This is a genomic window from Endozoicomonas sp. (genome assembly GCF_965196975.1).
Taxonomy (GTDB): domain Bacteria; phylum Pseudomonadota; class Gammaproteobacteria; order Pseudomonadales; family Endozoicomonadaceae; genus Endozoicomonas.
This window is the reverse complement of the sequence record NZ_OZ239981.1, coordinates 4,199,907-4,224,027: the sequence shown is the minus strand read 5'-3', so window position 1 is coordinate 4,224,027 and position 24,121 is coordinate 4,199,907. Positions and strand designations below refer to the sequence as shown.

The 24,121-nt window shown below is 49.1% G+C and carries 25 protein-coding genes; 7 read left to right on the top strand and 18 right to left on the bottom strand.

Going from position 1 to position 24,121, the window contains the following annotated elements:
* Positions 1–102 precede the first annotated feature (102 nt).
* A complete protein-coding gene (locus tag ACOCLE_RS19020) occupies positions 103–1,227 on the top strand; it encodes a PilT/PilU family type 4a pilus ATPase (protein WP_419533791.1) in 1,125 nt (374 codons plus the stop codon).
* 44 nt (positions 1,228–1,271) lie between these two features.
* Here ACOCLE_RS19020 and ruvX read toward each other — a convergent pair whose 3' ends face one another.
* From ruvX to rsgA, 9 genes are all read right to left on the bottom strand, one after another.
* On the bottom strand, positions 1,272–1,721 hold the full coding sequence (gene ruvX, locus ACOCLE_RS19015; protein ID WP_419533790.1) for a Holliday junction resolvase RuvX: 450 nt from the start codon (positions 1,719–1,721) through the stop codon (positions 1,272–1,274).
* An 11-nt stretch (positions 1,722–1,732) separates the two neighbouring features.
* Positions 1,733–2,305: a YqgE/AlgH family protein gene (locus ACOCLE_RS19010; RefSeq protein WP_419533789.1), complete on the bottom strand. Its 573-nt coding sequence runs from the start codon at positions 2,303–2,305 to the stop codon at positions 1,733–1,735.
* 70 nt (positions 2,306–2,375) lie between these two features.
* Entirely contained in the window at positions 2,376–3,266 is an 891-nt protein-coding gene (locus ACOCLE_RS19005) for an energy transducer TonB (RefSeq protein ID WP_419533788.1), read from the bottom strand.
* A 171-nt stretch (positions 3,267–3,437) separates the two neighbouring features.
* The gene (gene gshB, locus ACOCLE_RS19000) at positions 3,438–4,394 is read right to left on the bottom strand and encodes a glutathione synthase (protein ID WP_419533787.1); all 957 of its coding nucleotides are present in this window, start codon (positions 4,392–4,394) and stop codon (positions 3,438–3,440) included.
* A gap of 19 nt (positions 4,395–4,413) precedes the next feature.
* Positions 4,414–5,316 (bottom strand): archaetidylserine decarboxylase, encoded by a 903-nt coding sequence (gene asd, locus ACOCLE_RS18995; protein WP_419533786.1) that lies wholly within the window; start codon positions 5,314–5,316, stop codon positions 4,414–4,416.
* Positions 5,317–5,564: 248 nt separating this feature from the next.
* Complete coding sequence (locus ACOCLE_RS18990) at positions 5,565–6,401, bottom strand: sulfurtransferase (protein WP_419533785.1); 837 nt, start codon at positions 6,399–6,401, stop codon at positions 5,565–5,567.
* Between the two features lie 61 nt (positions 6,402–6,462).
* A complete protein-coding gene (locus tag ACOCLE_RS18985; RefSeq protein WP_419533784.1) occupies positions 6,463–7,356 on the bottom strand; it encodes a TauD/TfdA dioxygenase family protein in 894 nt (297 codons plus the stop codon).
* A 68-nt stretch (positions 7,357–7,424) separates the two neighbouring features.
* Positions 7,425–8,885 (bottom strand): M81 family metallopeptidase, encoded by a 1,461-nt coding sequence (locus ACOCLE_RS18980; RefSeq protein WP_419533783.1) that lies wholly within the window; start codon positions 8,883–8,885, stop codon positions 7,425–7,427.
* Between the two features lie 74 nt (positions 8,886–8,959).
* Positions 8,960–9,985 carry a small ribosomal subunit biogenesis GTPase RsgA gene (gene rsgA / locus ACOCLE_RS18975; RefSeq protein ID WP_419533782.1) on the bottom strand — a complete coding sequence of 342 codons (1,026 nt, stop codon included), beginning with the start codon at positions 9,983–9,985 and terminating at the stop codon, positions 8,960–8,962.
* 260 nt (positions 9,986–10,245) lie between these two features.
* On the opposite strand from rsgA, the gene orn reads away from it, so the two are divergent.
* Positions 10,246–10,785 carry an oligoribonuclease gene (gene orn / locus ACOCLE_RS18970; protein WP_419533781.1) on the top strand — a complete coding sequence of 180 codons (540 nt, stop codon included), beginning with the start codon at positions 10,246–10,248 and terminating at the stop codon, positions 10,783–10,785.
* A gap of 89 nt (positions 10,786–10,874) precedes the next feature.
* On the opposite strand, the gene ACOCLE_RS18965 is transcribed toward orn, so the two are convergent.
* The 7 genes from ACOCLE_RS18965 to alc form a co-directional block, all read right to left on the bottom strand.
* Positions 10,875–11,336, bottom strand: a complete 462-nt coding sequence (locus ACOCLE_RS18965) for a hypothetical protein (RefSeq protein WP_419533780.1) — start codon at positions 11,334–11,336, stop codon at positions 10,875–10,877.
* 149 nt (positions 11,337–11,485) lie between these two features.
* Complete coding sequence (locus tag ACOCLE_RS18960; RefSeq protein ID WP_419533779.1) at positions 11,486–12,700, bottom strand: urate hydroxylase PuuD; 1,215 nt, start codon at positions 12,698–12,700, stop codon at positions 11,486–11,488.
* 77 nt (positions 12,701–12,777) lie between these two features.
* Entirely contained in the window at positions 12,778–14,079 is a 1,302-nt protein-coding gene (gene guaD, locus ACOCLE_RS18955; protein ID WP_419533778.1) for a guanine deaminase, read from the bottom strand.
* Positions 14,076–14,600 (bottom strand): ureidoglycolate lyase, encoded by a 525-nt coding sequence (locus ACOCLE_RS18950; protein WP_419533777.1) that lies wholly within the window; start codon positions 14,598–14,600, stop codon positions 14,076–14,078. The genes guaD and ACOCLE_RS18950 overlap by 4 nt, the downstream gene beginning before the upstream one ends.
* 57 nt (positions 14,601–14,657) lie before the next feature.
* Positions 14,658–14,996, bottom strand: coding sequence for a hydroxyisourate hydrolase (uraH, locus tag ACOCLE_RS18945; protein WP_419533776.1), 339 nt, complete (start codon positions 14,994–14,996; stop codon positions 14,658–14,660).
* Positions 14,993–15,511 carry a 2-oxo-4-hydroxy-4-carboxy-5-ureidoimidazoline decarboxylase gene (gene uraD, locus ACOCLE_RS18940; RefSeq protein WP_419533775.1) on the bottom strand — a complete coding sequence of 173 codons (519 nt, stop codon included), beginning with the start codon at positions 15,509–15,511 and terminating at the stop codon, positions 14,993–14,995. Before uraD ends, uraH begins: the two co-directional genes overlap by 4 nt.
* 3 nt (positions 15,512–15,514) lie before the next feature.
* The gene (gene alc, locus ACOCLE_RS18935; protein WP_419533774.1) at positions 15,515–16,555 is read right to left on the bottom strand and encodes an allantoicase; all 1,041 of its coding nucleotides are present in this window, start codon (positions 16,553–16,555) and stop codon (positions 15,515–15,517) included.
* A 177-nt stretch (positions 16,556–16,732) separates the two neighbouring features.
* Between alc and puuE the strand changes: the two genes are divergently transcribed.
* Together puuE and ACOCLE_RS18925 are read left to right on the top strand one after the other, a co-directional pair.
* Positions 16,733–17,665, top strand: a complete 933-nt coding sequence (gene puuE, locus ACOCLE_RS18930; protein ID WP_419533773.1) for an allantoinase PuuE — start codon at positions 16,733–16,735, stop codon at positions 17,663–17,665.
* Between the two features lie 32 nt (positions 17,666–17,697).
* On the top strand, positions 17,698–18,774 hold the full coding sequence (locus ACOCLE_RS18925) for a patatin-like phospholipase family protein (protein WP_419533772.1): 1,077 nt from the start codon (positions 17,698–17,700) through the stop codon (positions 18,772–18,774).
* Between the two features lie 16 nt (positions 18,775–18,790).
* Here the strand turns inward: ACOCLE_RS18925 and ACOCLE_RS18920 are convergent, their stop codons facing one another.
* Positions 18,791–19,405: an arylesterase gene (locus ACOCLE_RS18920; RefSeq protein ID WP_419533771.1), complete on the bottom strand. Its 615-nt coding sequence runs from the start codon at positions 19,403–19,405 to the stop codon at positions 18,791–18,793.
* 46 nt (positions 19,406–19,451) lie between these two features.
* Between ACOCLE_RS18920 and ACOCLE_RS18915 the strand changes: the two genes are divergently transcribed.
* The 3 genes from ACOCLE_RS18915 (at position 19,452) to ACOCLE_RS18905 (ending at position 23,368) form a co-directional block, all read left to right on the top strand.
* Positions 19,452–20,204: an ABC transporter ATP-binding protein gene (locus ACOCLE_RS18915; protein ID WP_419533770.1), complete on the top strand. Its 753-nt coding sequence runs from the start codon at positions 19,452–19,454 to the stop codon at positions 20,202–20,204.
* Positions 20,201–22,747: an ABC transporter permease gene (locus ACOCLE_RS18910; protein WP_419533769.1), complete on the top strand. Its 2,547-nt coding sequence runs from the start codon at positions 20,201–20,203 to the stop codon at positions 22,745–22,747. The genes ACOCLE_RS18915 and ACOCLE_RS18910 overlap by 4 nt, the downstream gene beginning before the upstream one ends.
* 171 nt (positions 22,748–22,918) lie before the next feature.
* The gene (locus ACOCLE_RS18905) at positions 22,919–23,368 is read left to right on the top strand and encodes a hypothetical protein (protein WP_419533768.1); all 450 of its coding nucleotides are present in this window, start codon (positions 22,919–22,921) and stop codon (positions 23,366–23,368) included.
* A 198-nt stretch (positions 23,369–23,566) separates the two neighbouring features.
* Here the strand turns inward: ACOCLE_RS18905 and fliO are convergent, their stop codons facing one another.
* Positions 23,567–24,010 (bottom strand): flagellar biosynthetic protein FliO, encoded by a 444-nt coding sequence (gene fliO / locus ACOCLE_RS18900; RefSeq protein WP_419533767.1) that lies wholly within the window; start codon positions 24,008–24,010, stop codon positions 23,567–23,569.
* Positions 24,011–24,121: the final 111 nt, after the last annotated feature.

The window sequence follows — 24,121 nt, the reverse complement described above, 5'->3', positions numbered from 1 at the left end:
CCGTCTGGGAGCACATACATTCTCCTGACTGGATGAGTATCGCATATAACCGTTTACCAAGAGTGAACGACGGGCTGTATTTTAACGTCAATGTGATGATGAATGGATATTGAAAAATTATTAAAACTGGTCTCCGTTAAAAAAGCATCGGATCTGTTTATCACCGCAGGTTTTCCTCCCAGTGTAAAGCTTGATGGACGTCTGATGCCTGTCACAAAGACACCACTGACTGCCACAGAGGCAAAAGATATGGTGCTTGGTGTCATGGATGAAAAGCAACGTCTTGAGTTTGAGTTGAAGCAGGAGTGTAACTTTGCCATAGCCAAGGTGGGCATTGGCCGCTTTCGAGTCAGTGCTTTCCAGCAAAGAAACCAGTCAGGCATGGTCTTGAGGCGAATTGAGGAGAAAATTCCCAGCTTTGAAGATTTGAAGCTACCTCATATCCTTAAAGATCTTACCATGACCAAGCGCGGGCTTGTTATCCTGGTGGGCGCTACTGGTACGGGTAAGTCAACAACACTGGCCGCGATGCTTGGCTATCGAAATGAAAATGAAACGGGACATATCATCAGCATTGAAGACCCGATTGAGTTTATCCATCAGCATAAGAAGTGCATCGTTACGCAACGCGAAGTGGGAATCGATACCAAGTCCTATGAAGTGGCGCTGAAGAACACGCTTCGTCAGGCTCCGGATGTCATTATGATCGGTGAGATTCGAAGTCAGGATACCATGCAGTACGCCCTGAACTTTGCAGAAACCGGTCATCTTTGTCTGGCAACACTTCATGCCAACAATGCCAACCAGGCATTGGATCGCATCCTGCATTTCTTTCCCCCGGAGCACCATCATCAGGTCTGGATGGATCTGTCCCTCAACTTGAAAGGGATTGTTGCCCAGCAGCTGATTCCTTCACTGGATGGAACCGGACGCCGTCCAGCTATAGAGGTGCTTCTGAATACACCACTGGCTCAGGATATGATTCGCAAAGGTGATGTTCATGCATTGAAAGAGCTGATGAAAAAGTCCCGGGAGCTGGGTATGCAGACCTTCGATCAGGCGTTGTTTGACCTCTACAACAGTGGAGAGATCAGCTATGAAGAAGCAATCCGGCATGCGGATTCTGCAAACGACCTGCGCCTGATGATTAAGCTTGGCTCTGAAGTGGATGGGGATTATCTGACGGAGCGATCAGGCAAACTGACTTTGCAAATGGATGAGGCTTAAGTCAGTGCATGGCAAGCGCTTTAGGAGCTTGCCGGATGACAGGTTTAACTATTCATAAGGTGCTCATTTTGTGGATCATTCAACCAGGCTTCCAGGATAATCTGGGCGGCCATTGCATCCACTGGGTTTGATCCATAATGCCCTTTATGCCCAAGCTTACCGGCCCACTCTTTGGCTTCAAAAGAGGTGAGTCGCTCATCGGCTTCATAAAATGGCAGGTTGAAACGCCCATGAATCCGGTTACCAAACTTTCTGGCTCGTCGTGACATTTCCGACTCAGAACCATCCATATTCAGTGGAATGCCTACGACGATGGCATCGGGCTTCCACTCTTTGATAAGAGCCTCGATCTGGTTCCAGTCCGGGATTCCGTCCCTGGCTTTCAACGATGGCAGGGCAGAGGCTGTTCGGGTAATCACCTGCCCAGCAGCAACACCGATGTTCCGGGTTCCAAAGTCAAAACCCAGTACCGTACTTAATTTCTTATCTGTCATCGATTTCTTTTCTATGCATGACCAACCTGATCAGAAATCAGGTTGATATTAACGCCCAGTGTATTAGCAGCCGCACTCAGCCGCTGATGGTAAGGTGTATTGAAGACAATGGATGGATCCGCTTCACAGGTCAGCCAGGCGTTTTCGGATATTTCCTTTTCCAGCTGACCTGCCCCCCAGCCAGCGTAACCAAGCGCAACCAATGCCTGCTTTGGTCCTTTACCTTCTGCCATTGCCACCAGCACGTCGGTTGATGTCGCCAGTTGCAGCCCCGGGCATATTTCCATGCTGGCATCCCAGCTGGACTCCCCTGAGTTCAGGACAAAACCTCTCTCCTGAGATACCGGACCTCCAGAATATACGGCGTGCTGACTCACTTCTGATTGCTCATGATTATCAATGCCAACCTGGCGGAAAATCTCACTCATCGGCAGGGTACTTGGCCGATTGACGACAATACCCAGAGCACCTTCAGGGCTGTGCTCACAGATAATAGTCAGCGTTTCAGCAAAGGAAGGATCTGCCATGCTGGGCATGGCAATCAGGAAGTGGCTTTTGAAATTCTGGAAAGGAACACTGCTCATAGCGGCAGTATTAGGGTAAAGATCACTTATGGCAAGTCTTGATGCTTAGATTCGCTCGATACACTATAGCTTACTGGCTGAAAAGTCGGTCCCCAGGTTCAAAGCGCCAGGTACGTATAATTTCAACCATGTCATAGCTCTTAAGAGTGTCGTCGAATGGCGCAAAGGGTGAGGCCATTCTCACAATACGAACTGCAGCATCATCCAGAACCTGATAGCCAGATGAGTCCAGTATCTCAACATTTGACAATGTACCATCCCTGTTGATCGCTACCATCAGGCGCAGTTCGCCATAAAGCTGATCCTTACGGGCCTTTTCTGGATAGTTCAGGTTACCGACTTTTTCTACCTTACGTCGCCAGGATTCTTTATAAAATGCTCCGGCTTCCTGCAGGGTGGATGCTGCCGTCAGACGCTTGATTCGAGGGCGCTTTGCGTATTCCTGTCGTTGCTGGTGGAACTGGGCTTCAAGGCTGGCAATTTCGTTTTTCAGGTCAATGTGCTTACGTGGCTTATCTTTTTCGACTGCCACGGGCTCCTGTTTTTCACTGTCATCGGTTGCAGAAACTTTCTGATTGCTCTTTGCCTGTGTGGTCACTCTTGTCTGCTGGGTTAGAGTCTGATCAGGCTGGGCTGCCGTTTGTGACTGCGGCTGGACTTCCTTAATGGTGTCTTCCTGAAACTGTGCCTGCTGGTCACTGGATGGCAGCGCCTTTTCCTCCAGTGTGCCACTGCCCTGTTGATTGATCTGGGCAAGATAGTCAGCTTCCTTTGGCTTTTCCTTGCTTTGATAGGTTGCCAGGGTGACTTCCAGAGTTGGTGGTGGCGCAGGTTTTTCTTTGTAGCTGAAAGATATACCCAGCACGATCAGAACGTGCAGGGCAGCAGCCATAAAGAGGGTAAATCCCAGACGGTCTGACGTTGATACGGCTGCTGATGAAATGGTCGCTGGCTGAGTCATAGCTTTCTGGTTACTGCTTTCCTTGGTAAAGCACTGTGGCAGAGCCGTCCTGATAAACACTGGTATGAGCCCTTTTTACTTGAGGGCTCTGTACTTACAGATCAAGCTTCATATTTAAGACTATATGCAAGATCCCAGTGGAAAAAAACCGTCTACAAGATAATCGTCTACTCAGTCCCTGGCCTTGAGCTTTTCCTCGATCTTATCCATCAACTGACCGGCGATGTTGAGTGTAAACTGGTTGTCCAGCTCACGGATACAGGTGGGTGAGGTAACGTTGATTTCTGTGAGGTAGTCGCCAATTACATCCAGTCCAACAAAGATCAGGCCTTTCTTGCGAAGTTCTGGCCCTACCTGGCGGGCAATCCAGAGATCCCGTTCACTCAGGGGACGGCCTTCTCCTGTACCCCCTGCGGCCAGATTCCCTCTGAGCTCACCGGCAGCAGGAATGCGTGCCAGACAGTAGGGCACGGGCTCCCCATCAATCATCAGGATGCGCTTGTCACCTGATTTAATGTCCGGAATAAACTTTTGAATCATGGCTTGGCGCTGACCCATTTCCGTCAGGGTTTCAATGATCACGCTTAAGTTCGGATCATTTGGTTTCGTGCGGAAAATAGAACTGCCACCCATACCATCCAGAGGCTTCAGAACCACGTCACCATGTTCTGCTGCGAACTCTTTCAGTAGCCTTGGACTGCGGGAAACCATAACGGGGGGCGTGCACTGTGGAAAAAGAGTGGCAAACATCTTCTCATTACAGTCACGGATACTGCGGGGATTATTTACAATCAGCGTACCAGCCGCCTGAGCCTGCTCCAGCAGATAGGTGCTGTAGATAAACTCCATATCAAAGGGAGGATCCTTGCGCATCAGGATGACGTCCAGCGCATCCAGCGGCATCTCCTGACGGTCTTCCAGTTTGAACCAGTCCTCAGGGTCAGCAGTCACTGTTAATGGCTTAACGCTGCCCATGGCAATACCTTCTTTCTGGTAAAGGTCGGCCTGTTCCATGTAAAACAGCTGCCAGCCTTTCTGACTGGCAGCCAGCAGCATGGCGAGGGAGCTGTCTTTTTTGTAATTGATGGAGGCAATAGGATCCATCACAATGCCGAGTCTGATACTCATGGTTTCTCTACTTCCCCGGTTATTTTTCTGCAGAAGGCTCTTCAGAAGATGTGGTCTCTGAACTTATACCGTTACCACGAGCCATCGCTTCACCCATCTTGATAGACAGGCCAGGCTGCCAGTTTTCCAGCCATTCAATTTGATTTTTGCCAAAGAGTACGATTGCGGTAGAACCCAGTTTGAAGCGGCCCAATTCATCACCACGACTTAATTCAACCGACTGACTCGCTTCACCATAGGTGGTGGTAGCAACCTGACCCCTTTGCGGTGTAACCAAACTGGCCCATACAGTCTCAATACTGGCAACATTGATTGCACCAACCATGATGACCGCCATGGGACCATATTGTGTATCAAAGATACTGACCACCCGTTCATTCCGGGCAAAGAGGTTGGGGATGTTTTCAACAGTACCCTGGTTTACGGAAAAAAGTCGTCCTGGCACGTGAACCATCTTATGCAGGGATCCTGCCGCAGGGGTATGGACTCGATGGTAGTCTCTTGGGGAGAGGTAAATGGTGGCAAACTTTCCGCCCATAAACTCCTGCCCAAGTTCCAGGTCACCACCGAGAAGTTCGACCAGGCTGTAGTCATGACCTTTGGCTTGAAAAATTCTGCCGTTCTTGATGTCTCCCATCTGGCTGATGACTCCATCGGCCGGACTGACAATCATTTCCGGATCTTCTGGTAAAGGACGGGCGCCATCCTTTAATGACCGGGTAAAGAAGTCGTTGAAGTGAATGTACTCTTCAGCGTCTTCTCGTTTCGCTTCACTCATATTGACGTGGTAATGATCAATAGCCCAGCGAATCAGGCCATTTTTGAACCATGGAATCTGACATTCCACAAAATAGTATACAGCTCTGGAGATCAGGTGATGGGGCAGTACATACTGAACAGCTGCAAACAGTTTCTCTTTCACGGTGATGGAATATCCTGTAGTTAAAATACGTACCTGGTAAGAGCCTGCTGTCTATTTGAGAGGGAGCATGACAGGCTCTTAAAGTTCTTTAAATACCGCTCTAAGGCTTGCTCGCCAATGACTGAGACAGCTTCATCTGGAATATTGCCTGATCAAAACTGAGGCAATGATTCTCGGAAAACAGGAAAGTGTCAGCCATTGTAATTCATGGCATGACTGCCTGCACCTATGATGATGGTTATGTTTGCTCATTGAGCAACCGGTGTGTGAGGCAGGTTCCCCCATTCAGACCATGATCCGTCGTATGCTCTGACCGATTTAAAACCAAGGGCTTTGGCAACAAGATAAGTAAACCCTGAACGGTGGTGAGCCTGACAGTGGGTGATGATTTGCTGATCTCTCTTAATTCCAAGCGCATCAAGCTCTTCAACCAGCCCTTCTTTAATTCTGTAGTTCTGTTCCGGATCCATGGCTCGGGTCCACTCAAAATTAATAGCCCCGGGGATATGACCGGCTTTCTGTGCCATGACCTTTTCTCCGGAGTACTCTGCTGGGGAACGTGCATCCCAGATCGTAAACTCCGGACTTTCTAATGTCTCAAGAATGAAGTCGCAGCTGGCAATAACACTGTCATGAATGGTCAGAGAAACGTTCGTGGAAGTTCTCTCGTTTGGCCTGGACTCTCTTGAATGCCCTTCTTTCAGCCAGGCATGAATACCACCATTCAGGTAAGAGTATTTCCGGTGACCAATAACATCGAGCGTCCAGATGAATCGACCAGCCCAACCACCGCCTTCATCGTCGTAAACAATAAAGTGCTCTTCGCCAGTAAAGCCAAGCTCACTGAACAATGATTCCAGCTGGCTGAGCGCCGGAAGTTTGCCGCGGGCAGGCTGTGTGCCTGCAATCAGTAGATGAGGTTGTACGTTAATGGCTCCGGGAACATGAGCCTGCCGATACAACTGGGGATTGCAAAGATCAATAATAATCAGGCGTTCTTTTACTGGCGAATTGTCTTCAGCAGTCAGTATCGATTCCAGATCTTCTGGTTCCAGAATAAGTGGCAGCTTGTTATTGTCAGTCATATTACGTCCAGCTTCTATTTTGAACGCATTGTAATGGCAATTGCTGCTTTGATCACCCCGATTAGCTGTGTCTTAGAGTGGTTTCTTCCCGGGCTACGACACCTAACCGAAGGCCAACTCGTTGATTATTCATTGAGTCGTAGGGTTGTCCACGGTGCATGACTTGAGAGTTATCCCAGAAGACAATATCACCTTCCTGCCATTGGTGAGAGTAGATGGCGCACTTGCCGAGGATTTCATCTAAGAGTGCATCCCAGAATGCCCTGGCAGCTTTCGGGTCATTTTCGAGCCCAACCGGTATTGCCGTATCCGATCCCATGTAGAGACCCTCTCTGGCAATCAGTTCATGCTCAGAAACCAGGGGATGGGTTTTTAATGGTGTTTCCGCTGTCCATGCATCAGGCGTTAGAAACGGTGGCGAGTGGATAAGTTTTACTTTTCTTAGCTCTGCCTGCCGCTCAGGACTGAGAGAACGCCAGGCTTCAAGCTGGTCGAGGAAGTGTGTTGTATGAGGCTGCCCATCACAACCGGTCTCTGGAGTCTTGTGCATATGAAGCATCACAATATAGAGCGCATTCATCGCCAGCCCTTCCAGACGGGGAAGGGCATCCTTGTCGTGATGCCATTGCCAGGCAACGGCCTCCAGTGGTTGGTCAACAGGCCCCAGGGGGTTTCCAAGTACGGCAACATGATTACTGACCAGGTCAGGAGGTAACGGTGGGCGGTCCTTACGTTTGCGATTATCCCCTATCATCATGGGGCCAAAAGTATCCAGCGTAAACTGTTCCATCTCACTGGCGTTCATGTGCTGATTTCTGGCGAAGACCACCCCGTGCTGCCAAAGAGCATGCTTTAGCCCGAGCCTCTGGCTGCTGGTTAACTCTTTCAGGTTGATACCCTGACATACTTCAAAGCCAAGCCTTGGGTGCTGGCTGGTGGTCTGGTAGTTGATCATCGTCGGCAGGCAGTGTTATCTGATACTGCTGAGCAGTATAGGTAATCTGTGAGCCACGTAATGAAAACTCATCGAAAAGGGTTATCCAGCCAGGGAAACTTGTGAAGATCAGCCTGTTTATAGGGTACTTTGGTGAAATCCGGGTTCAGCGGTCCGGGAGCACCCATAAGCAACACTTCTTCAGCAATTGGAGCAAAGCCCGCATAAAAGTGGAAGATGGATTTGACCACCAGGGCTTTTATGCAGCTCAAGTCGATACCAAAGGCAGTAAAGACGGCAGGATGGAATACTTGAGTCCGTGTACTGTTAACAATAATGGATACTCCATTGCATTCCAGACAGACGGTATCACCACAAGGAACCGGAAGGTCATTTCCACAGTCCTGTGGAAACGGTTGGATAAGATCATTGATGATACCGGTTACTTTCACGTTGAGATCAAGTGGCTGGCCGGAATCAACGGAGGTTTTTCCTCCCAGCCGAACGGTCAGTTTTGCTCCTGTGCCTGCTTTTCGGGCGATATTTACGACCTGAGGGTCCCAGATCATGCCAATTGCACAGTCTGTGACGCCATTTGACAACATGGCTTCAAGAAAAGAGGTTGAATCACTGGCTGCCCCTCCGCCAGCATTATCGGCAATATCAGCAATCACGATGGGGTTGCCGGTATGTTCTTTTTGTAGAATGATCTGGATCGCTTTATTCAGGCTGATCGGGTTAAAGAGCAGCTCATGTCGATGTTCGAAAACAACGTTTCCGATTTCGTCTGCTGTTTGTTGAGCGAGTTCTGGGTCATTATCGCTGATCACCAGGGTTCGGGTGCCGCAGTCAGCAACATCTCCCCAGGGAAAACCATGACCAATATCTACTGAGATGATATTTTCCCTCTGTTCAACCTCAGGAAGCCTGTTAACGATACTGCGCATTGGCTCAAGAGCGGTTGGGTAGAGGTTGATCATACGACAGTCATGCATCGCCATGACGGGTCGGGTTTTTCCCAGAGTCATATCCACTGTCATGTTCAGAAGTGCTTCCGCCCTCTGAAGAATATCGGTGTGCGGATACTCCCGGTATATGGTAATCAGGTCAGACTGCTCCACCATGGTTTGAGTCAGATGACAATGGAGGTCAAGTTCAACTCCAATGGGGATTTCAGGCCCGACAATACTCCGAACTCTGGATATCAAATCTCCTTCGCAGTCATCATAACCGTCGGCCACCATGGCTCCATGGAGTGGCAGAATAATCAGATCCACGGGCAGAAACTGTTTCAACTCTTCCAGAAGCATTTCGCGTAGCTGCTCGTAAGCACTTCTGGTTGTTATGCCACCGGGTTCGGCTATCGCAATAAAGGATGGGCAGAAAGTCAGTCCTTTCTGCTGAATAAGATGTTGCAGATGGGTGAGAATCTTGCTTTCCAGCGCAGAGTCTGAGGCATCTGGCCGCGCAATGACATAGTCATCAAAACCGGTAGGGACGGGGGAAAATGTATTGGTTTCGGTGATGATCCCGCCAACGAAGACTTTCATGGCAACTCTGAATATTCATTGAAGTACCTCTAAGGTAGATCAATTTTTCTGGTTGCCATGATGAGGACTGAGATTCAGGCTTTTTCCAGCGAGTTCAGGATATTCTGATAACTGTTCATTCTTTCTTGAAGAATATCACCATTAAGCAGAGCTTTGCGAATGGCACAGCCTGGTTCCTGTTCATGACTGCAGTCCCGGAATTTACAGTGGCCAATGAATGGGCGAAACTCTTTAAAACCGTAAAGTACATCCTCTGGTTCCATATGCCAGAGTCCGAATTCCCGAATCCCCGGAGAATCAATCAATGTACCGCCTGCTGGAAAGTGGAATAATCTGGCAGCCGTCGTGGTATGGGTGCCTTTGCCAGTGCTTTCAGATAATGGACCAACTTTAGTATCCACACCAGGCAGAAGCGTATTGGCCAGGGATGACTTACCGACACCACTCTGGCCTACGAAAACACTGGTATGTTCATTAAGAAGACTCTTAAGTTCATTAAGCCCGTCTTCCGTCCGGGTGGATGCTTTAAGTACCCGGTAACCAATACGTTCATAGTTCATCAGCATGTCGTCAAGAACCTGACGGCTTGCTTCATCTTCCAGCAAATCGGTTTTATTTAGCAGGATTACTGGCTCAATACCCACGGTTTCCGCAGCAACCAGATAACGGTCTATCAGGTTCGGGTGAGGAATTGGAACTGGAGCGATGACCAGGACAATGTAATCAATATTGGCAGCGACAGGCTTTAACTGACCTCGCATATCCGGTCTTGATAACAGGCTGTCGCGGTCTTCCAGAGCCACTACAACTCCCATATCGCCTTTATTTGAGGCTTTCCAGACAATACGGTCCCCAGTCACCAGCGGTGGTAGATTGGCCCTCAGGTGGCAACGATAAGTTTCACCAGGTTTGCCTATTGGCTCAATATCCAGCTGAGCGCCATAGTGGGCGATAATCAGCCCGGGCTGCTCTGGCCCCAGTGAATCATCCTGAAGCTCCTGGGCAATCTTGTCCTCACGCTTCTGGGCGCGGGCTTTACGTTCTTCCTGAATTTTCTCTATGCGCCAACTTTGTCTGCGCGTTAGTTTGCGCTTACTCATGATGTGCGGCAGGAAGTCTGAGTTGTAAAAAAGTGAAGTATCATAAATTTGTGCTGAGCTGATTTCGCTGCAATTATGAATGAAGTAGACTTATTATGTCAGCTCATTCGTTATCTGCCCTCAAATAGAGTACCTTTTGTCAGAAAAAGGGTGGGGTATATACAGCTGTCTATAATATATTGAATAAGCAGGTTTTTCCCTAACCGGCTGATTATTAAAGAACAGTCCATATTTTCTAAACAGTGACTACTGGGTGTTGGATGGCTAAATCGGATAATCTCATATGGATCGACCTGGAAATGACGGGTCTGGATCCAGTAAATGACCGGATTCTTGAGATCGCGACAATTGTTACCGATGGCCAGTTAAACATTCTGGAGGAAGGACCGGTTATAGCTGTTCATCAGGGCGATGAAGTTCTGGATGCGATGAATGAATGGTGTGTGAATACACATGGTGCTACAGGCCTGACTGACCGGGTAAGAGCCAGTACCATCAGTGAGCAGCAGGCTGAGCAAATTACCCTGGATTTTCTCCGTAAGCACGTTGATCAGGGCATTTCCCCAATGTGTGGTAATTCCATAGGACAGGATCGCCGGTTTCTCTGGCGCTATATGCCCGAACTTAACGATTACTTCCATTACCGGAATATTGATGTCAGCACCTTGAAAGAGCTGGCTCGTCGATGGAAGCCTGAGCTACTGACCCAGTTTTCCAAAAAAGGTACTCACCTTGCGCTGGAAGATATCCGTGAGTCTATTGATGAGCTTCGGTTTTATCGTCAGCACTTTATTAAATAATGCTATTGCTTAATTGATTACCAGAACCTCTATCCTTAGTAGGGGTTCTATCTGTATGAGAAAGAATTGTGTAGCCTTTATCCCCTTTTTCAGCCTTGATACCAGCGTAAACTCGTTTGTCGAGAAGCTTCACTGGATTCTGCGTAATAGATCTCACGCGAGCAGTGAGGTAACACCTCTCCCTGCGCTGCTCTGACTGAGCGGTTGGAACAACTTTTTGTGATAGGGTCTCGATCGTGAGCATCATTTAAGGCTTTTAGTCCATCATTTTGAATCGGACGGCCATGACCACAAGGAAAGCACTTGACCCAATCGGAAGCATTCTTCCCTTGAGGATGAAGGCCTCCATCATAATACCACCCTGATGCTGCATAGGCTTTAGAGTGTTCTGCAGACCAAAGATCGGGTATATTTTTCTCCCCTTTTTGATACGCTACTTTCAAACCATTATATGATTTTTCTCTTTGATCAATATTAGACATTCTCTGGTCAGCTTGAGAGCTATTATGTTGTGCTAACTTTGCATTTGCTGCATCTAAGCGTGCAAACATAGTGATAAACCTCAAAACTGTTTTTTAGTAACTAAATTAATTGTGGCAACCGAAGCCTCTTCGACAGTCGAAGTATTGATGAGTTCATTTATTTATTTTTAGGTATTAATTCTCTATAGAAAAAAGCCTCTCAAAGAGAGGCTTTAATATCATGAACCATTCGATCCATCCGCTTTTATTTGTTGATACCACTGCCCAAGCAAACTGCGTTCTTCGTCGGTCATCCCCGTGCGATTTGCCAATGGCATAATCTGTGTCTGTACTGTCTGGCTATAAATCTTATCGGCCTTGTTGGCGATGGAGTCATAGTCGTGGAAAACCAGACCGCCAGGAGGTGACTGAAAGAGAGGGTCCGTTGGTGTTGCTGAATGACAGGTGCTGCAGCGGGCAGTAACAATCTCAACAATTTCACTCTGCTCAAAAGCGGGCTGTTCGGCCACTGGTGTCTGTTGAACCGCCATTTGTGGACGGATAATAAAGGCCAGAGTCAGCATTAATACAGCAGCAGCAGGCCATAGCCAGGTTAATATGGCTCCCTGGTTTCGTCGGTTAAAGAAATGACGAACCAGAACGGACGCCGCTGCCAGAACAGCAAGAATGGCCCAGTTCCATTGACTGCCAAACGTCATGGCGTAGTGGCCACTGATCATGATAAACAACAGTGGAAGTGTGAAGTAGTTATTGTGGCGGGAGCGCAGCAGGGCATGCTGAGCAATGTTTGGGTCGAAGCTGGAGTCACCATTTTCAGCGGCGGCAACCAGCTTTCGCTGTGAAGGGATAATAACCCTGAAAACATTACCCACCATCAGGGTGCCAATCAGTGCACCGACGTGAATGTAAGCTGCACGGCCACTGAACAGTTGTGCATAGCCCCAGGCGGCAAAGACAATCAGCGAAAACAGAACCAGACTGAACAGTGTTTCCTGTTTGAACAGTGGTGATTTGCACAAGAGGTCATAGACCAGCCAGGCGGTTAACAGACTGAAGATACTGATGACAATGGCCTGGATGGGCGTCAGCGCAGATTGCGGCGCCAGTAGATAACTCTCGGCTCCCCAGTAATAAATAATGGCCAGTAATCCCATGCCGCTAAGCCAGGTGACATAGGCTTCCCACTTAAACCAGTGCAGTGTTGTTGGCAGTTTCTCAGGGGCAAGATGGTATTTATTCACTTCATAGATACCACCACCGTGAAGTGCCCACAGCTCACCTTTGATGCCTTTTTTCTGCTTGTCTGCTGGAGCAGACTCCAGTCGCCCTTCCAGCCAGTTGAAGTAAAAGGATGCGCCAATCCAGGCAACACCGGCCGTTACATGCAGCCAGCGGAACAGCAGGTTTAACCACTCTTGTAGATAGGATTCCATGGTTCAATACTCTTTTTATTATTGAAAATGCTGAGCGACGGTTGTTATCACAATAATGTCGTCAGCACTTTCGACTTTCAGGCTTCCTGACCCATGATGATGGTTTTTTCGATGACCCGGTCATCACCCATCACCATCAACACGCCAAGCAACTCTTCCAATGTTTTTGTTTTTTTCGTTCTGAATTGAAGCATTGGGGTAGCCGCAGGATTCAGCACCAGAAAATCCGCTTCATTGCCTGCACGGAAGCTACCAATCTTGTCTTCAAGATGAAGTGCTCTTGCACCTCCCAATGTGGCCAGGTAAAAAGCTTGAAGCGGCGAGATGGTTTCCTCCCGCAACTGAGATACCTGATAGGCGTCTTTCATGGTATTGAGCAGGCAGAGACTGGTTCCACCGCCAACATCGGTTCCAAGACCTGTGGGGATATCATGGGCTTTTGCCCGGTTCAGATTAAACAGCCCGCTACCGAGAAACAGGTTGGAACCAGGGCAAAAGGCAATGGATGAGCCTGAGCTGCCCATTCGCTGCCAACTGTGATCACACAGGTGGACTGAGTGGGCAAACACTGACCGAGGACCCAGCAAACCATGCTGATCGTAAACATCCACATAATGTTTACTGTCTGGGAAAAGTTCCTGCACCCAGTCAATCTCTTTCAGGTTTTCCGAGAGGTGGGTGTGAAGGTAAAGACCATCATGCTCCCGCAGCAACTGGCCAGCCATATGCAGCTGTTCCGATGATGAGGTAGGAGCAAAGCGCGGGGTCACCGCATAAGACAGCCGCCCTTTATTATGCCACCTGTTAATAAGTGCTTTACTGTCTTCATAGCTACTTTCAGGGGTATCAAGCAGGTAGTCAGGAGCATTACGATCCATCATCACTTTGCCTGCGATCATGCGCAGGTTCCGTTGATGGGCTTCCTCAAAAAAGGCATCGACGGACTGAGGTGCCACGGTACCAAACACCAATGCTGTCGTCGTTCCATGGCTGAGACACTGATCCAGAAAGAACTGAGCGACCTCGCTGGCGTACTGCTCATCAGAAAACTTCTGTTCTGCCGGAAACGTGTACTGGTTAAGCCAGTCCAGCAGTTGAACTCCACAGCCTGCCAGTACTTCAAGCTGTGGATAATGTACGTGGGTGTCGATAAAGCCGGGGACCAGAAGCCGACCGGGCAGGTCGTTTATTTCTGTTCCAGAGGGTAGATTCTTCAACACCTGATCGGACGGCCCGCATCTGGTTATCAGACCATCTTCCACCAGAAGAGCGCCATCTTCAAAAAACTCCCAGGAACTGTCATCCCCTGAGTTCTGTTCTTTTGATGGATCATCCAGAAAGTGGAGGACAGAGGCTCGCCATACAACCGATTGACTCATCGTGGCACCTCCACAATATACTGTTGTGCCGCAGACATCAGGACTTCATCACAGTTATCCCCAGGTCCTTTTCGATCAATGACCAGATATTCTTCTCCGTCATCAACAGACAGTAAAGGGTGATGCCAGACACCGGGGTGGTAGGTGATTCCCTGCTTACCGTTGGTCAGGAAGCAGCGAATGGATGACAGGTCTGGTGTTGTGCTGTCACTGGAGCCAGATGCTACGACGATCAGAAAACGCTGGCCTGCCAGGGGCATGAATGTCTGGCTACCCAATGGATGTCGCTCAAGCAGATCCAGCTGATAGGAAGACCCAATCGGTGCCGTCTTGTAGATATGCATTGTCGTGTAGCCATGGTCATCAGTGTTGACTGATGTCAGGTCGCTGTATTTCTGACAGCGACCTTGATTAATCACGACAGGTGTATTCCGGGTTTCGAGTACATCGCCGAAAGGTTCAAAGGCTTCACGGGTCAGTACTTCCACCTTCAGCGTTTGGGCTGGTATTTCTTTATCCATGTGCCTTCTTCTCTTTCTTATAACATGGAGCCAATCAGTTGCTCGTGATGGCTGGTGTTAACTTCCCCGGTAGGTAGAGTAGCCATAGGGTGATAATAGCAGTGGAACATGATGATGACGGTCATCACTGACTTCAAACGTCACCACAACTTCCGGATAAAAGCACTGGACTTCCTGCTTCAGGAAATAATCCTTAATGGCAAAGTGCAGCTGATAGACCCCTTTGGGAAGGTTCAGGTCATCAGCCGCAAGGTTCTGAATACGGCCATCATTATTGGTGACACCGTTGCCAACAGACAGCCAGCGATCACCTTCCTGTCGGGATAACGCTACAGGAACCCCTTCAGCGGGCAGCCCGCTACCGGTATCCAGAATATGGGTGCTGATGCCGGTCATGCTATTTGCCTCCATTCAATCAACTTGTTCAGACGCAGCCGGGTTATCTTATGCTGCTCGGCGGCGGCAATCTTCAGCTCATTTTCCGGTTGATTATCCAGCCGGTCATTCAGCAGTGATAGCATCTCATCGGCTGACTTCCCGGTCGCACAGACAATGAATATATAGCCAAAGCGGGTTTCGTAAGCGGTGTTACCGTCAGCCAGTGCCTTGAGTGTTTCGTCACTGGCAGTCGATGCACCGGACTGCTCATGACCCGCCATATCACGGGTATTGGCATATTTTGCTTTCAGGCTATTAACATCGCCAATTTTCGGGTGGCCTTCAAAAGCCTGCAGAAAGTCTTTTTCTCCACAGGCCAACCAGCACTTGTCCGCTGTGGATAACAGCTCATCCTGGCTGGAATAGGGGCGATTATTCACCATCGATTCCAGCCAGTGATTACTGGTACAGCATTGGCGGAAAAAATCTCTGGCACAGTCAATATCAAGGCTGTTCAGCTCATCAAGTGTCATGAATCATGCCTCCTTCAAGTCACTCTCGTAACCGCTTTCGTAGCCAAGAACACGAAGCCTTGATACACCTCCATCAGGGAAGATATTCAGGCGTACATGGGTATATTGCTGTTCAGTATCCTGCAGCTCATTCAAGAAAAAATGGTTGCGATGAGCATGCAGTTTTTGTTCAGGAAGAATGGTGTGCCATTGAACTTCAGCAACTTCTTCAGGGTTATCCCCAGTAAAGGTGCATGCCTCCAGGCTGCAGCGATCAGGATAGTTACCCTTAAAATGTAAGGTATCTACCTCTACTCGATGAATGGTGCCGGGCAGGGCCAGTTTAACAATCATCCAGTCATTCCCACCCTGGCGTCGACGTTTGGTTTCCCAGCCATTGTGCATATCGGCGCCGCGTCCGGGCAGTAACAGGTTTTGCATGGGACTGAAGAATGAGTCGCTGCAGGCTACGGAACGGCCACCGTTCATAAGTGCGGCCAGATCAAGGGGTTCACCAGGCAAACGGTAGCGCTGATCAAGGTGAATCTTGCCGTAGACCCGGAGACGGGCGACACCTCCATCAGGGTAGATTCTCAGACGAATGTGACTGGCTATTACCGGCTGATCCAGGGTAATCAGGTTTCTGAAATCAGGCTTTACGTCTACCCGATCCGTCAGAGGCAGCCAGTTACTTTGTTCGTTAGGATCGGCGTCATCAAGCAGGTAGTCCAGCTGCACAGCACCAGGGGCATTACCTTTGAAGTGACGTGTATCAATATCCAGCGCTTCAATTTCGCCTACAGAAGCCAGACGTACCGTGACCCAGTCGCAGCCTTCATAACCTGGTGCGTCACGACGCCGACGTGACTCCCAGCCGTCCATCCATTTGCCGTAGACCGTATATTTTTCTGGCAGGAATACAGGGTCTTCGGCCAGTAGCAGGTTATCTTTTTCGGCAAAGAAGTCATCGCTGCAGTCGAGGACATCACCACCCAGTGCACGGGCTGCCAGATCAATTCGTGTTTGCTGCCACTGTGCTGCGAGATCATCAGAAGTGTTATTCATAAATGTGTTGAACCTGCTGTTATTATTTTTACTGTATATGGATAGCGGCAAACTTGTATGAGCCTTGTACCACTTTATCCTGATAGAATATGTTTTATTATTTGACTATTTGGTCAATTTTTTGAGCATTTATGCCATAGAACCCATCAGGCAGGCAATAAAAAAATGGAGAGCCCAATGAAGTTCGACCCTCTTTCAACGATGGATGACTACCCAAGAGATCTGGTTGGCTATGGCGAAACACCTCCTGATCCGAAGTGGCCGGGTAATAGCAGAATTGCCGTGCAGTTCGTTATTAACTATGAGGAAGGCGGAGAGAACTGTGTGCTTCATGGTGATGAAGCATCGGAGGCATTCCTCTCGGAAATTATAGGTGCCCCAGCTCATAAGGGCATGCGTCATATCAGTATGGAGTCCATCTATGAGTACGGCTCAAGGGCTGGTTTCTGGCGACTGCACCGGCTGTTCACACAAAGGAAGATACCCGTCACAGTGTATGGTGTGGCCATGGCCATGGCTCGCAACCCTGATGCCGTAAAAGCCATGCTGGATGCTGACTGGGAGATCGCCAGTCATGGTTACCGCTGGATTGACTATCAGTTTATGGACGTTGATGAAGAGCGTCGCCATATGCAGGAAGCGATTCGTCTTCATACCGAAGTGACAGGTCAGCGTCCAACAGGCTGGTACACCGGACGTTGTAGCCCAAATACCGAACAGCTTGTGGTGGAAGAGGGTGGATTCTTATATCACGCCGACAGCTATGCCGATGACCTTCCCTACTGGGATAGCCGGTTTGGTAAACCCCAGCTGGTGGTTCCCTATACGCTGGACTGTAACGATATGCGCTTTGCTACAGCCCAGGGTTTTAACAGCGGTGATCATTTCTTCAGTTATCTGAAAGACGCTTTTGATGTGCTTTATGAGGAAGGTGACACATCGCCCAGAATGATGTCGGTAGGACTTCATTGTCGTCTGGTAGGAAGACCCGGAAGAGCTGCGGCTCTGGCTCGTTTTCTGGATTATGTGCAATCCAAAGAGCGGGTATGGCTATGTACACGGGAACAAATTGCACAACACTGGCATACTAACCACCCTTATAATCGATAAAACTGGTTTGGCATTTTCAGGGGAAGAGGTGTATGAGCAGTCTGATTGACATTCAGGCCGGAAAGCATGCATTAGACTATATTCGCGCCAATGGCCTGCCTCAGGAGAGTATCAAAGTCATGGTAGGTGCTTCCGGAGGCCCAAAGTGGTTTGTGCTCAGTGGTCTGGATAAAGCCTTGCTGGGCGAATATTTCCGCCATAGAACGTCACCTCTTGATCTTATTGGAACCTCCGCAGGCAGCTGGCGCTTCAGCTGTTATGGTCAGGACGATCCCCTCGCGGCTCATGAACGCTTTGAACAGGGCTATCTTCATACACATTACTCCGAGAAGCCTGATCCTGCTGAAATAAGTCATAAAGCCCGAGAGTTGGTAGAAAACATCGTTTCGCCTGAAAGTGTAGGGCAGATTCTTAATAATCCTGTTTTTCGCTTCAATCTGATTACTGTAAGAAGTCATGGACTGGCTGCTTCTGAGCGAAAACTATTACAAATGGCGGGCCTGGGGCTTGCTGCTACCGGTAACTTGATTAATCGAAAGCATTTGTCATCATTCTTTACCCGTACTCTTTTTTATCATCCGACATATGAAACTTCAGAGAAACCGGCGTTTTATCACGCCAGTGATCTTCCAACGGAGCGTGTAAGACTGACTGAAGCCAATCTGGTGGATGCCATCATGGCCTCTGGTTCCATTCCTGCCGTGATGCAGGGTGTGAAGAATATCTCTGGAGCGCCTGCAGGCTGCTATCGGGATGGCGGTATTACCGATTACCACTTCGATATGCGTTTTCATCAGGGCGATGGTCTGGTGCTTTATCCACACTTTTACTCAAGAATGATTCCCGGCTGGTTTGATAAGGCATTAACGCATCGAAGACCATCCCCCCGGAATATCGACAATGTGGTGCTGCTTTCTCCCTCTCAGGAGTTTGTTGATCGGCTTCCCTATCAAAAAATACCGGATCGCAATGACTTTGCCCGGCTGACCTACGATGAACGGGTTCGTTACTGGAAACGGGTTGTGGATGAGAGCAAGCGGCTGGGTGATGAGTTCCTGGAACTGGTCTCGAGCAATAAAGTACGACAGGTGGTTAAGCCATTGGTTTAACCACCTGAAGCATTCACTACTTCAATAAAGGTTTCAGCCCAGGCCATACGTTCTTTAACAGGATTGGCTGGGCTGCTTCTGTGGGGTGAATCCCGTCAGGTTGATTGAGTGAATCGTTACCAGCAACGCCATCCAGGAAGAAGGGAATTACAGGTATATCCCACTTCCTGCCCAGTTCATGAAAAGTTTCTGTAAAACGCTTGGTATAGACCGGTCCATAGTTGGGCGGTATCTTCATTTCGAAGAGAATAATGTCAGAATTGTGTTCTCGGGTCAGTGCAATCATCTGATCAAGGTTGGATTTTATGGTTTTCAGAGGCTTTCCCTGAAGACCATCGTTGGCACCCAGCTCCAGTAAGACCAGATCTGGATTGATCTGTTCCAGCGTTTTACGGAATCGGCTCAGGCCTCCGGCGGTGGTTTCACCACTGATGCTGACATTGGTGATCTTCCAGGGATACTGGTGACTGTCGATTTTTTCCTGGAGTAATTGCACCCAACCCCGATTGATATCCGTAAGACCATAGGCAGCACTCAGGCTGTCGCCGTACATCAGCAGTGTTTTTTGTGAAGCTGCAAGGCTGATAACCGGAAAAGTCATTAAAGCAACCGCAAGCAGCCTTGAGCTCATAGCAAGCCTAGAGCTGGTAAAAAGACGACGAAATAAGGATTTTCTCATGAATGACGCGCTCTCCAGTTCTCCCAACGCTCTCACGCCTGAGGCTGCTGCTGAAAAAACTGCATCAATAGAATCCACTTCACTGGCAGTGACTGCCTCTGGTCTTGAAAAGACTGTTGTTGCCCGTGATAACCCGCTCACCATCTTGTCCGGACTTGACCTTCAGATCAAGTCTGGTGAGTCTGTTGCGATTGTAGGGACTTCCGGTTCTGGCAAGTCAACATTGCTGGGTATTCTGGCGGGACTGGATTTGCCGACGGCTGGCAGTGTCAGTCTTGCTGGAAAGCGCATTGATCATCTGGATGAAGACGAACGGGCAAAAGTGCGTGGGGAGCATACCGGGTTTGTATTTCAGTCCTTTCAGTTACTTTCCAACTTAACCGCTCTCGAAAATGTCATGCTGCCCCTTGAACTGTCGGGTGTGGATAACCCGGGTGAGCGGGCAACGAACCTATTAATCCGTGTTGGTCTGGAGCACCGGCTGGAGCACTACCCAAAACAACTTTCCGGCGGTGAGCAGCAACGCGTGGCTATCGCCAGGGCATTTGCCGGCGAGCCGGATATTCTTTTTGCCGATGAGCCAACCGGTAACCTGGATGAGAAAACGGGAGAAAGCATTATCGAACTCCTGTTTGAAGTGAACCAGGGAAGCGGTACCACTATTGTGCTGGTCACTCATGATATGGATCTTGCCAGACGTTGTCAGCGGATACTGAAGCTGCATGGTGGTCGTCTGGAGGAGCTTTCATGACTGTGAATAATCACTCCACAAAACTTCAGAGCAAAGCATTTATCCACAAGCCAAAAAGTACATTCGGCCTCTCCTGGCGTTTTCTGATCAGGGACTGGCGCTCTGGTGAACTCTGGCTGCTGGTGGCGGCACTGTTGATGGCGGTTGCTGTCAGTACCGCCATTGCCCTGTTCAGTGAACGGCTACAGCTGGCACTTGGACGACAGGTGGCAGAAGTTCTCGGTGCTGATATGTTGATTCGCAGCCCAAGACCCGTGCAGCCAGTCATTCTGGAAGAGGCAAAACAGCAGGGTTTACAGTTATCCACAGTCCTTGAATTTCCATCGGTGGTAATGGCTGGGGATGAGATGCAGATGGTCTCGGCCAAGGCTGTGGAAAACAATTATCCACTGCGTGGGCATATTCGAACTGCAAACCAGCCTTTCGCTCAAGATCAGGTGGTCAGTGATACCCCAAGGCCTGGAGAGGCGTGGCTTGAGCCCAGGCTGTTTCCTTTACTGGGTGTGGATATCGGTGATCAGGTGATGTTGGGTAACACCTGGCTGACCATTACCCGGGCGATCACGCTGGAAACCGATCGTGGAGGCGATTTTTACAGTTTTTCTCCAAGGCTGATGTTCAATATGGCGGACCTGGAAAGCACCGGTATTATCCAGCCGGGCAGCAGGGTCAGCTGGAAAACGTTGATGGCAGGAGAGCTTTCATCACTGGAGCAATTCAAAGAATGGTCCAAAGATCGTCTGGATACCAGTGAACGGCTGATGATGGCCGACGACAGTCGACGTGACCTGCGAAACTCGGTGGTGCGGCTTAAGCAGTTCCTTGGGCTGGCCAGTATGGCGGCGATGCTTCTGGCTGGTGTCGCGGTGGCCATGGCCAGCCAGCGTTTTGCGGAGCGACGGTTTGATAGCTGTGCGGTAATGCGCTGCTTGGGTGCCAGTCGGCAGCAGGTGTTGAGACTGTTGCTTGGGGAGCTGGCTTTTGTGGCAGTGCTGGTGGCGCTTCCCGGTGTGTTGCTGGGGTGGCTGCTTCAGGAAAGTATTGTTCAACTGCTTAAAGGTGTACTGCCTGCCTGGCTGCCCGCAGCAGGTATGATGCCCATGGTGGTCGGTGGGGCAACAGGGATTATTACTCTGGCTGGGTTTGGTCTCGCCCCGCTGTTACGGCTGCAGGATGTTTCACCACTGAGAGTCTTAAGACGTGACCTGTCGCCTGCGCCTGCGGCTTCCTGGCTTGTGTACAGTTTCTCTTTAATTGCTGTTTTTCTGCTGCTCTGGTATCACACCGGTGAGGTGGTTATGGCCCTAATTCTTGCTCTGGCTTCCGGGGCTATCCTGTTGGTGATCTCCCTGGGCGTTCAATTGCTGCTTGCTCAGCTGGGTAACCGTCAGAGGCTTTCCACCCTACCTGTGTTCTGGCGTCCCGGGGTCAGCAGGATTATTCAAGGTAAAGGAAAAACATCGGCCCAGCTGCTAGCATTTACCCTGACCTTTATGGCCATGTCGGTGGTGCTGCTACTCCGTACGGATCTGCTCGACCGTTGGCAGAATGAGTTGCCAGAAGAGACGCCGAACTACTTTGCCATGAACATCCAGCCAGCAGAGGTTAAAGCATATTCCGAGTTTCTGACCAGTAATGATGTGGATACCAGTCAACTCTATCCGATCATTCGTGGCCGTCTGGTTCGTATTAATGACGTTCCGGTCAGGGAAGCCGTGTCCAAGGAGCAGAAGAACCACAACGCTCTGAACCGTGAACTGAACATGACCTGGTCAGACACATTGCCGGAAAAAAACCGTATTGAAGAGGGCGACTGGTGGGAACCGGGCAGTGACGATGGTCTTTCCATTGAAACAGAAATAGCTGAAAAGCTTGGCATTGACCTCGGTGATCGACTGACGTTTATTGTGTCAGGAAATGAGTTTACCGAAACCGTCAGCAGTATCCGCACAGTTCAGTGGGAGTCTTTCCGGCCAAACTTCTACATGATTTTTCCAGAGGAAGTTCTACGGGATATGCCTGCTACCTGGCTGAACAGCTTCTATCTGGACACTGAGGATAAGTTGTTACTCAATGGTTTAATCACCGAGTTTCCCACCATGACGTTACTGGATCTGGATGCGGTTATTAACCAGGTTCAGAAGATGTTGGCGCAATCGACGATTGCTGTAGAAGCGATGCTGGCTGCACTGCTGCTGGCTGGGTTGCTGGTGATGATGTCAGTGATTGAATCCAGTATTGATGAACGTCTGCGGGAGGGGGCTCTCATTCGCTCACTTGGAGGGACTCGCCGGCAGCTCCTGATCATGCAGATTGGGGAGTTTGTACTCTTTGGTGTTCTTGCCGGTCTATTGGCGGCCGGTGGAACCGAGCTTACCAGTTATTTGCTCAACACCCGGGTTTTCGAGTTGAGCTGGGAGCCTGCCTGGTTTATCTGGTGTGCATTACCTCTGTTTGGAGCCTCTGTTCTGGGTATTTCCGGATGGTTGGGGATTCGCCGTGTCATCAGTCAATCTCCTGCAAATATTTTGAAAGAAGTGTGAATGAAAATGCAGCTGTTTAAAAAATAAACAGTTGTTGTTTTGCTTAGTAACAGTAAGGGGTAAGAGCAGTTATCCACAGTTCATTCAGGGAGTTGATCAGGGAAACTGTGGAAATCTGTTAACGACTTGGATTAACCTGAAGAAAACACGACCTCAGGGAAGGAGGTGATTATGGCGTGGGTTAGTGATGCCGATGTCAAAGGACTCAGTGCAAATGAGCAAATTGTTCATGACGACAGTGTTAACGAGTCCGTTTCTTCAGGCTCTGCAATTCTCCCCATTGAAGAGGAATCTTACCTCTGTCTGCTATGCCTGCGGGACAGCACAGAGCGGATCGTCATGCTCTACTTTAATTACATCAAGCTACGTCAGGAAATATCGAGGGATACGCCAGCGGTACTGATTGGCATGCTGATGGTGCTGCAGGAAAAACACAATGGCCTTCAGGAAAAGCTGCTGCAGTATTACCCGGATAACATGGCCACTGGAAAATGGCATGATCGTGATGAACAGAACGAATTCCTGGGGTATCTCAGTGAAGACAGCCGGGAATCCCTTCAGCAAATCTGTCTGACGGAAATGAAAATGATCATGCTGATATCGCAAATGATGGAACAATAAACAGGCATTGACAGGTTGTGTACAGGTTTATGTGGATAACCTGTGTGCGACCTGTATAACTCCTGTTCTCAGTTCTGAATAAATTAGTTATGCATAACTGGGTGTGGAAAAGTAGCTTGAGAAACTGAAAGGCAACCCAAGCCCTTGAAAAAGGGCCTGATAGAATCATCAGGTTTATCAGGCATTGAAATTGAGGGATCAGGCGTCAGATTTTTCAGATGATTTATCACCATCCGATTTAGGGCGCAGGAGTTTTTTAAACTGCTCTGCAAGATCGGCCTGCTCTTTGACATGGCTTCTATCAACCACCGGGGCATCAAAGTCTTTAAGCAGAGTAATCTGGCTTGGGGTGATGCCTATGAGAATGTCTTTACCGCTAACCCGAACCAGTGTCAGGCGGGACTGATTCGATACTGGAGCACTGGATAACAGTTCAATATCTTTTCCCATGGCAGGCAGTTTCGGGTTAAATCGCTTGACCAGCCAGGCTAATACAAAAATCAGGCTGACCACCATCAGCATGGGCATTACAACCTGAAACAGATCCAGCTCATTGATTGGGTTGGCAGGCTCTGCTGGCTCCGCCATCAAGCTGGTGGGCAGGAATAACAGGAAAGCATGATATTTTAATAATTGTTTCATCTTATGACTATAAAGGCCTGACAGTCCCAAGGGCAAGTACCTTCACAAGGTAAATATATTCTATTCTCCAGATTATTTTATATTTTGGTTGTAACTATTCAGCACCCTTCA

Bases quoted from the DNA above. Each gene is read 5' to 3' on its own strand.
- ACOCLE_RS18950 (WP_419533777.1), bottom strand. From the start codon at position 14,600: ATGGATAAAGAAATACCAGCCCAAACGCTGAAGGTGGAAGTACTGACC.
- fliO (WP_419533767.1), bottom strand. From the start codon at position 24,010: ATGAAACAATTATTAAAATATCATGCTTTCCTGTTATTCCTGCCCACC.
- ACOCLE_RS19010 (WP_419533789.1), bottom strand. From the start codon at position 2,305: ATGAGCAGTGTTCCTTTCCAGAATTTCAAAAGCCACTTCCTGATTGCC.
- rsgA (WP_419533782.1), bottom strand. From the start codon at position 9,985: ATGAGTAAGCGCAAACTAACGCGCAGACAAAGTTGGCGCATAGAGAAA.
- uraD (WP_419533775.1), bottom strand. From the start codon at position 15,511: ATGACACTTGATGAGCTGAACAGCCTTGATATTGACTGTGCCAGAGAT.
- ACOCLE_RS18985 (WP_419533784.1), bottom strand. From the start codon at position 7,356: ATGATCAACTACCAGACCACCAGCCAGCACCCAAGGCTTGGCTTTGAA.
- ACOCLE_RS18915 (WP_419533770.1), top strand. From the start codon at position 19,452: ATGAATGACGCGCTCTCCAGTTCTCCCAACGCTCTCACGCCTGAGGCT.
- alc (WP_419533774.1), bottom strand. From the start codon at position 16,555: ATGAATAACACTTCTGATGATCTCGCAGCACAGTGGCAGCAAACACGA.
- ACOCLE_RS18980 (WP_419533783.1), bottom strand. From the start codon at position 8,885: ATGAAAGTCTTCGTTGGCGGGATCATCACCGAAACCAATACATTTTCC.
- ACOCLE_RS19005 (WP_419533788.1), bottom strand. From the start codon at position 3,266: ATGACTCAGCCAGCGACCATTTCATCAGCAGCCGTATCAACGTCAGAC.
- gshB (WP_419533787.1), bottom strand. From the start codon at position 4,394: ATGAGTATCAGACTCGGCATTGTGATGGATCCTATTGCCTCCATCAAT.
- ACOCLE_RS18990 (WP_419533785.1), bottom strand. From the start codon at position 6,401: ATGACTGACAATAACAAGCTGCCACTTATTCTGGAACCAGAAGATCTG.
- ACOCLE_RS18910 (WP_419533769.1), top strand. From the start codon at position 20,201: ATGACTGTGAATAATCACTCCACAAAACTTCAGAGCAAAGCATTTATC.
- puuE (WP_419533773.1), top strand. From the start codon at position 16,733: ATGAAGTTCGACCCTCTTTCAACGATGGATGACTACCCAAGAGATCTG.
- uraH (WP_419533776.1), bottom strand. From the start codon at position 14,996: ATGACCGGCATCAGCACCCATATTCTGGATACCGGTAGCGGGCTGCCC.
- ACOCLE_RS18905 (WP_419533768.1), top strand. From the start codon at position 22,919: ATGGCGTGGGTTAGTGATGCCGATGTCAAAGGACTCAGTGCAAATGAG.
- ACOCLE_RS18920 (WP_419533771.1), bottom strand. From the start codon at position 19,405: ATGAGCTCAAGGCTGCTTGCGGTTGCTTTAATGACTTTTCCGGTTATC.
- ACOCLE_RS19020 (WP_419533791.1), top strand. From the start codon at position 103: ATGGATATTGAAAAATTATTAAAACTGGTCTCCGTTAAAAAAGCATCG.
- ruvX (WP_419533790.1), bottom strand. From the start codon at position 1,721: ATGACAGATAAGAAATTAAGTACGGTACTGGGTTTTGACTTTGGAACC.
- orn (WP_419533781.1), top strand. From the start codon at position 10,246: ATGGCTAAATCGGATAATCTCATATGGATCGACCTGGAAATGACGGGT.
- ACOCLE_RS18925 (WP_419533772.1), top strand. From the start codon at position 17,698: ATGAGCAGTCTGATTGACATTCAGGCCGGAAAGCATGCATTAGACTAT.
- guaD (WP_419533778.1), bottom strand. From the start codon at position 14,079: ATGAGTCAATCGGTTGTATGGCGAGCCTCTGTCCTCCACTTTCTGGAT.
- ACOCLE_RS18965 (WP_419533780.1), bottom strand. From the start codon at position 11,336: ATGTTTGCACGCTTAGATGCAGCAAATGCAAAGTTAGCACAACATAAT.
- ACOCLE_RS18960 (WP_419533779.1), bottom strand. From the start codon at position 12,700: ATGGAATCCTATCTACAAGAGTGGTTAAACCTGCTGTTCCGCTGGCTG.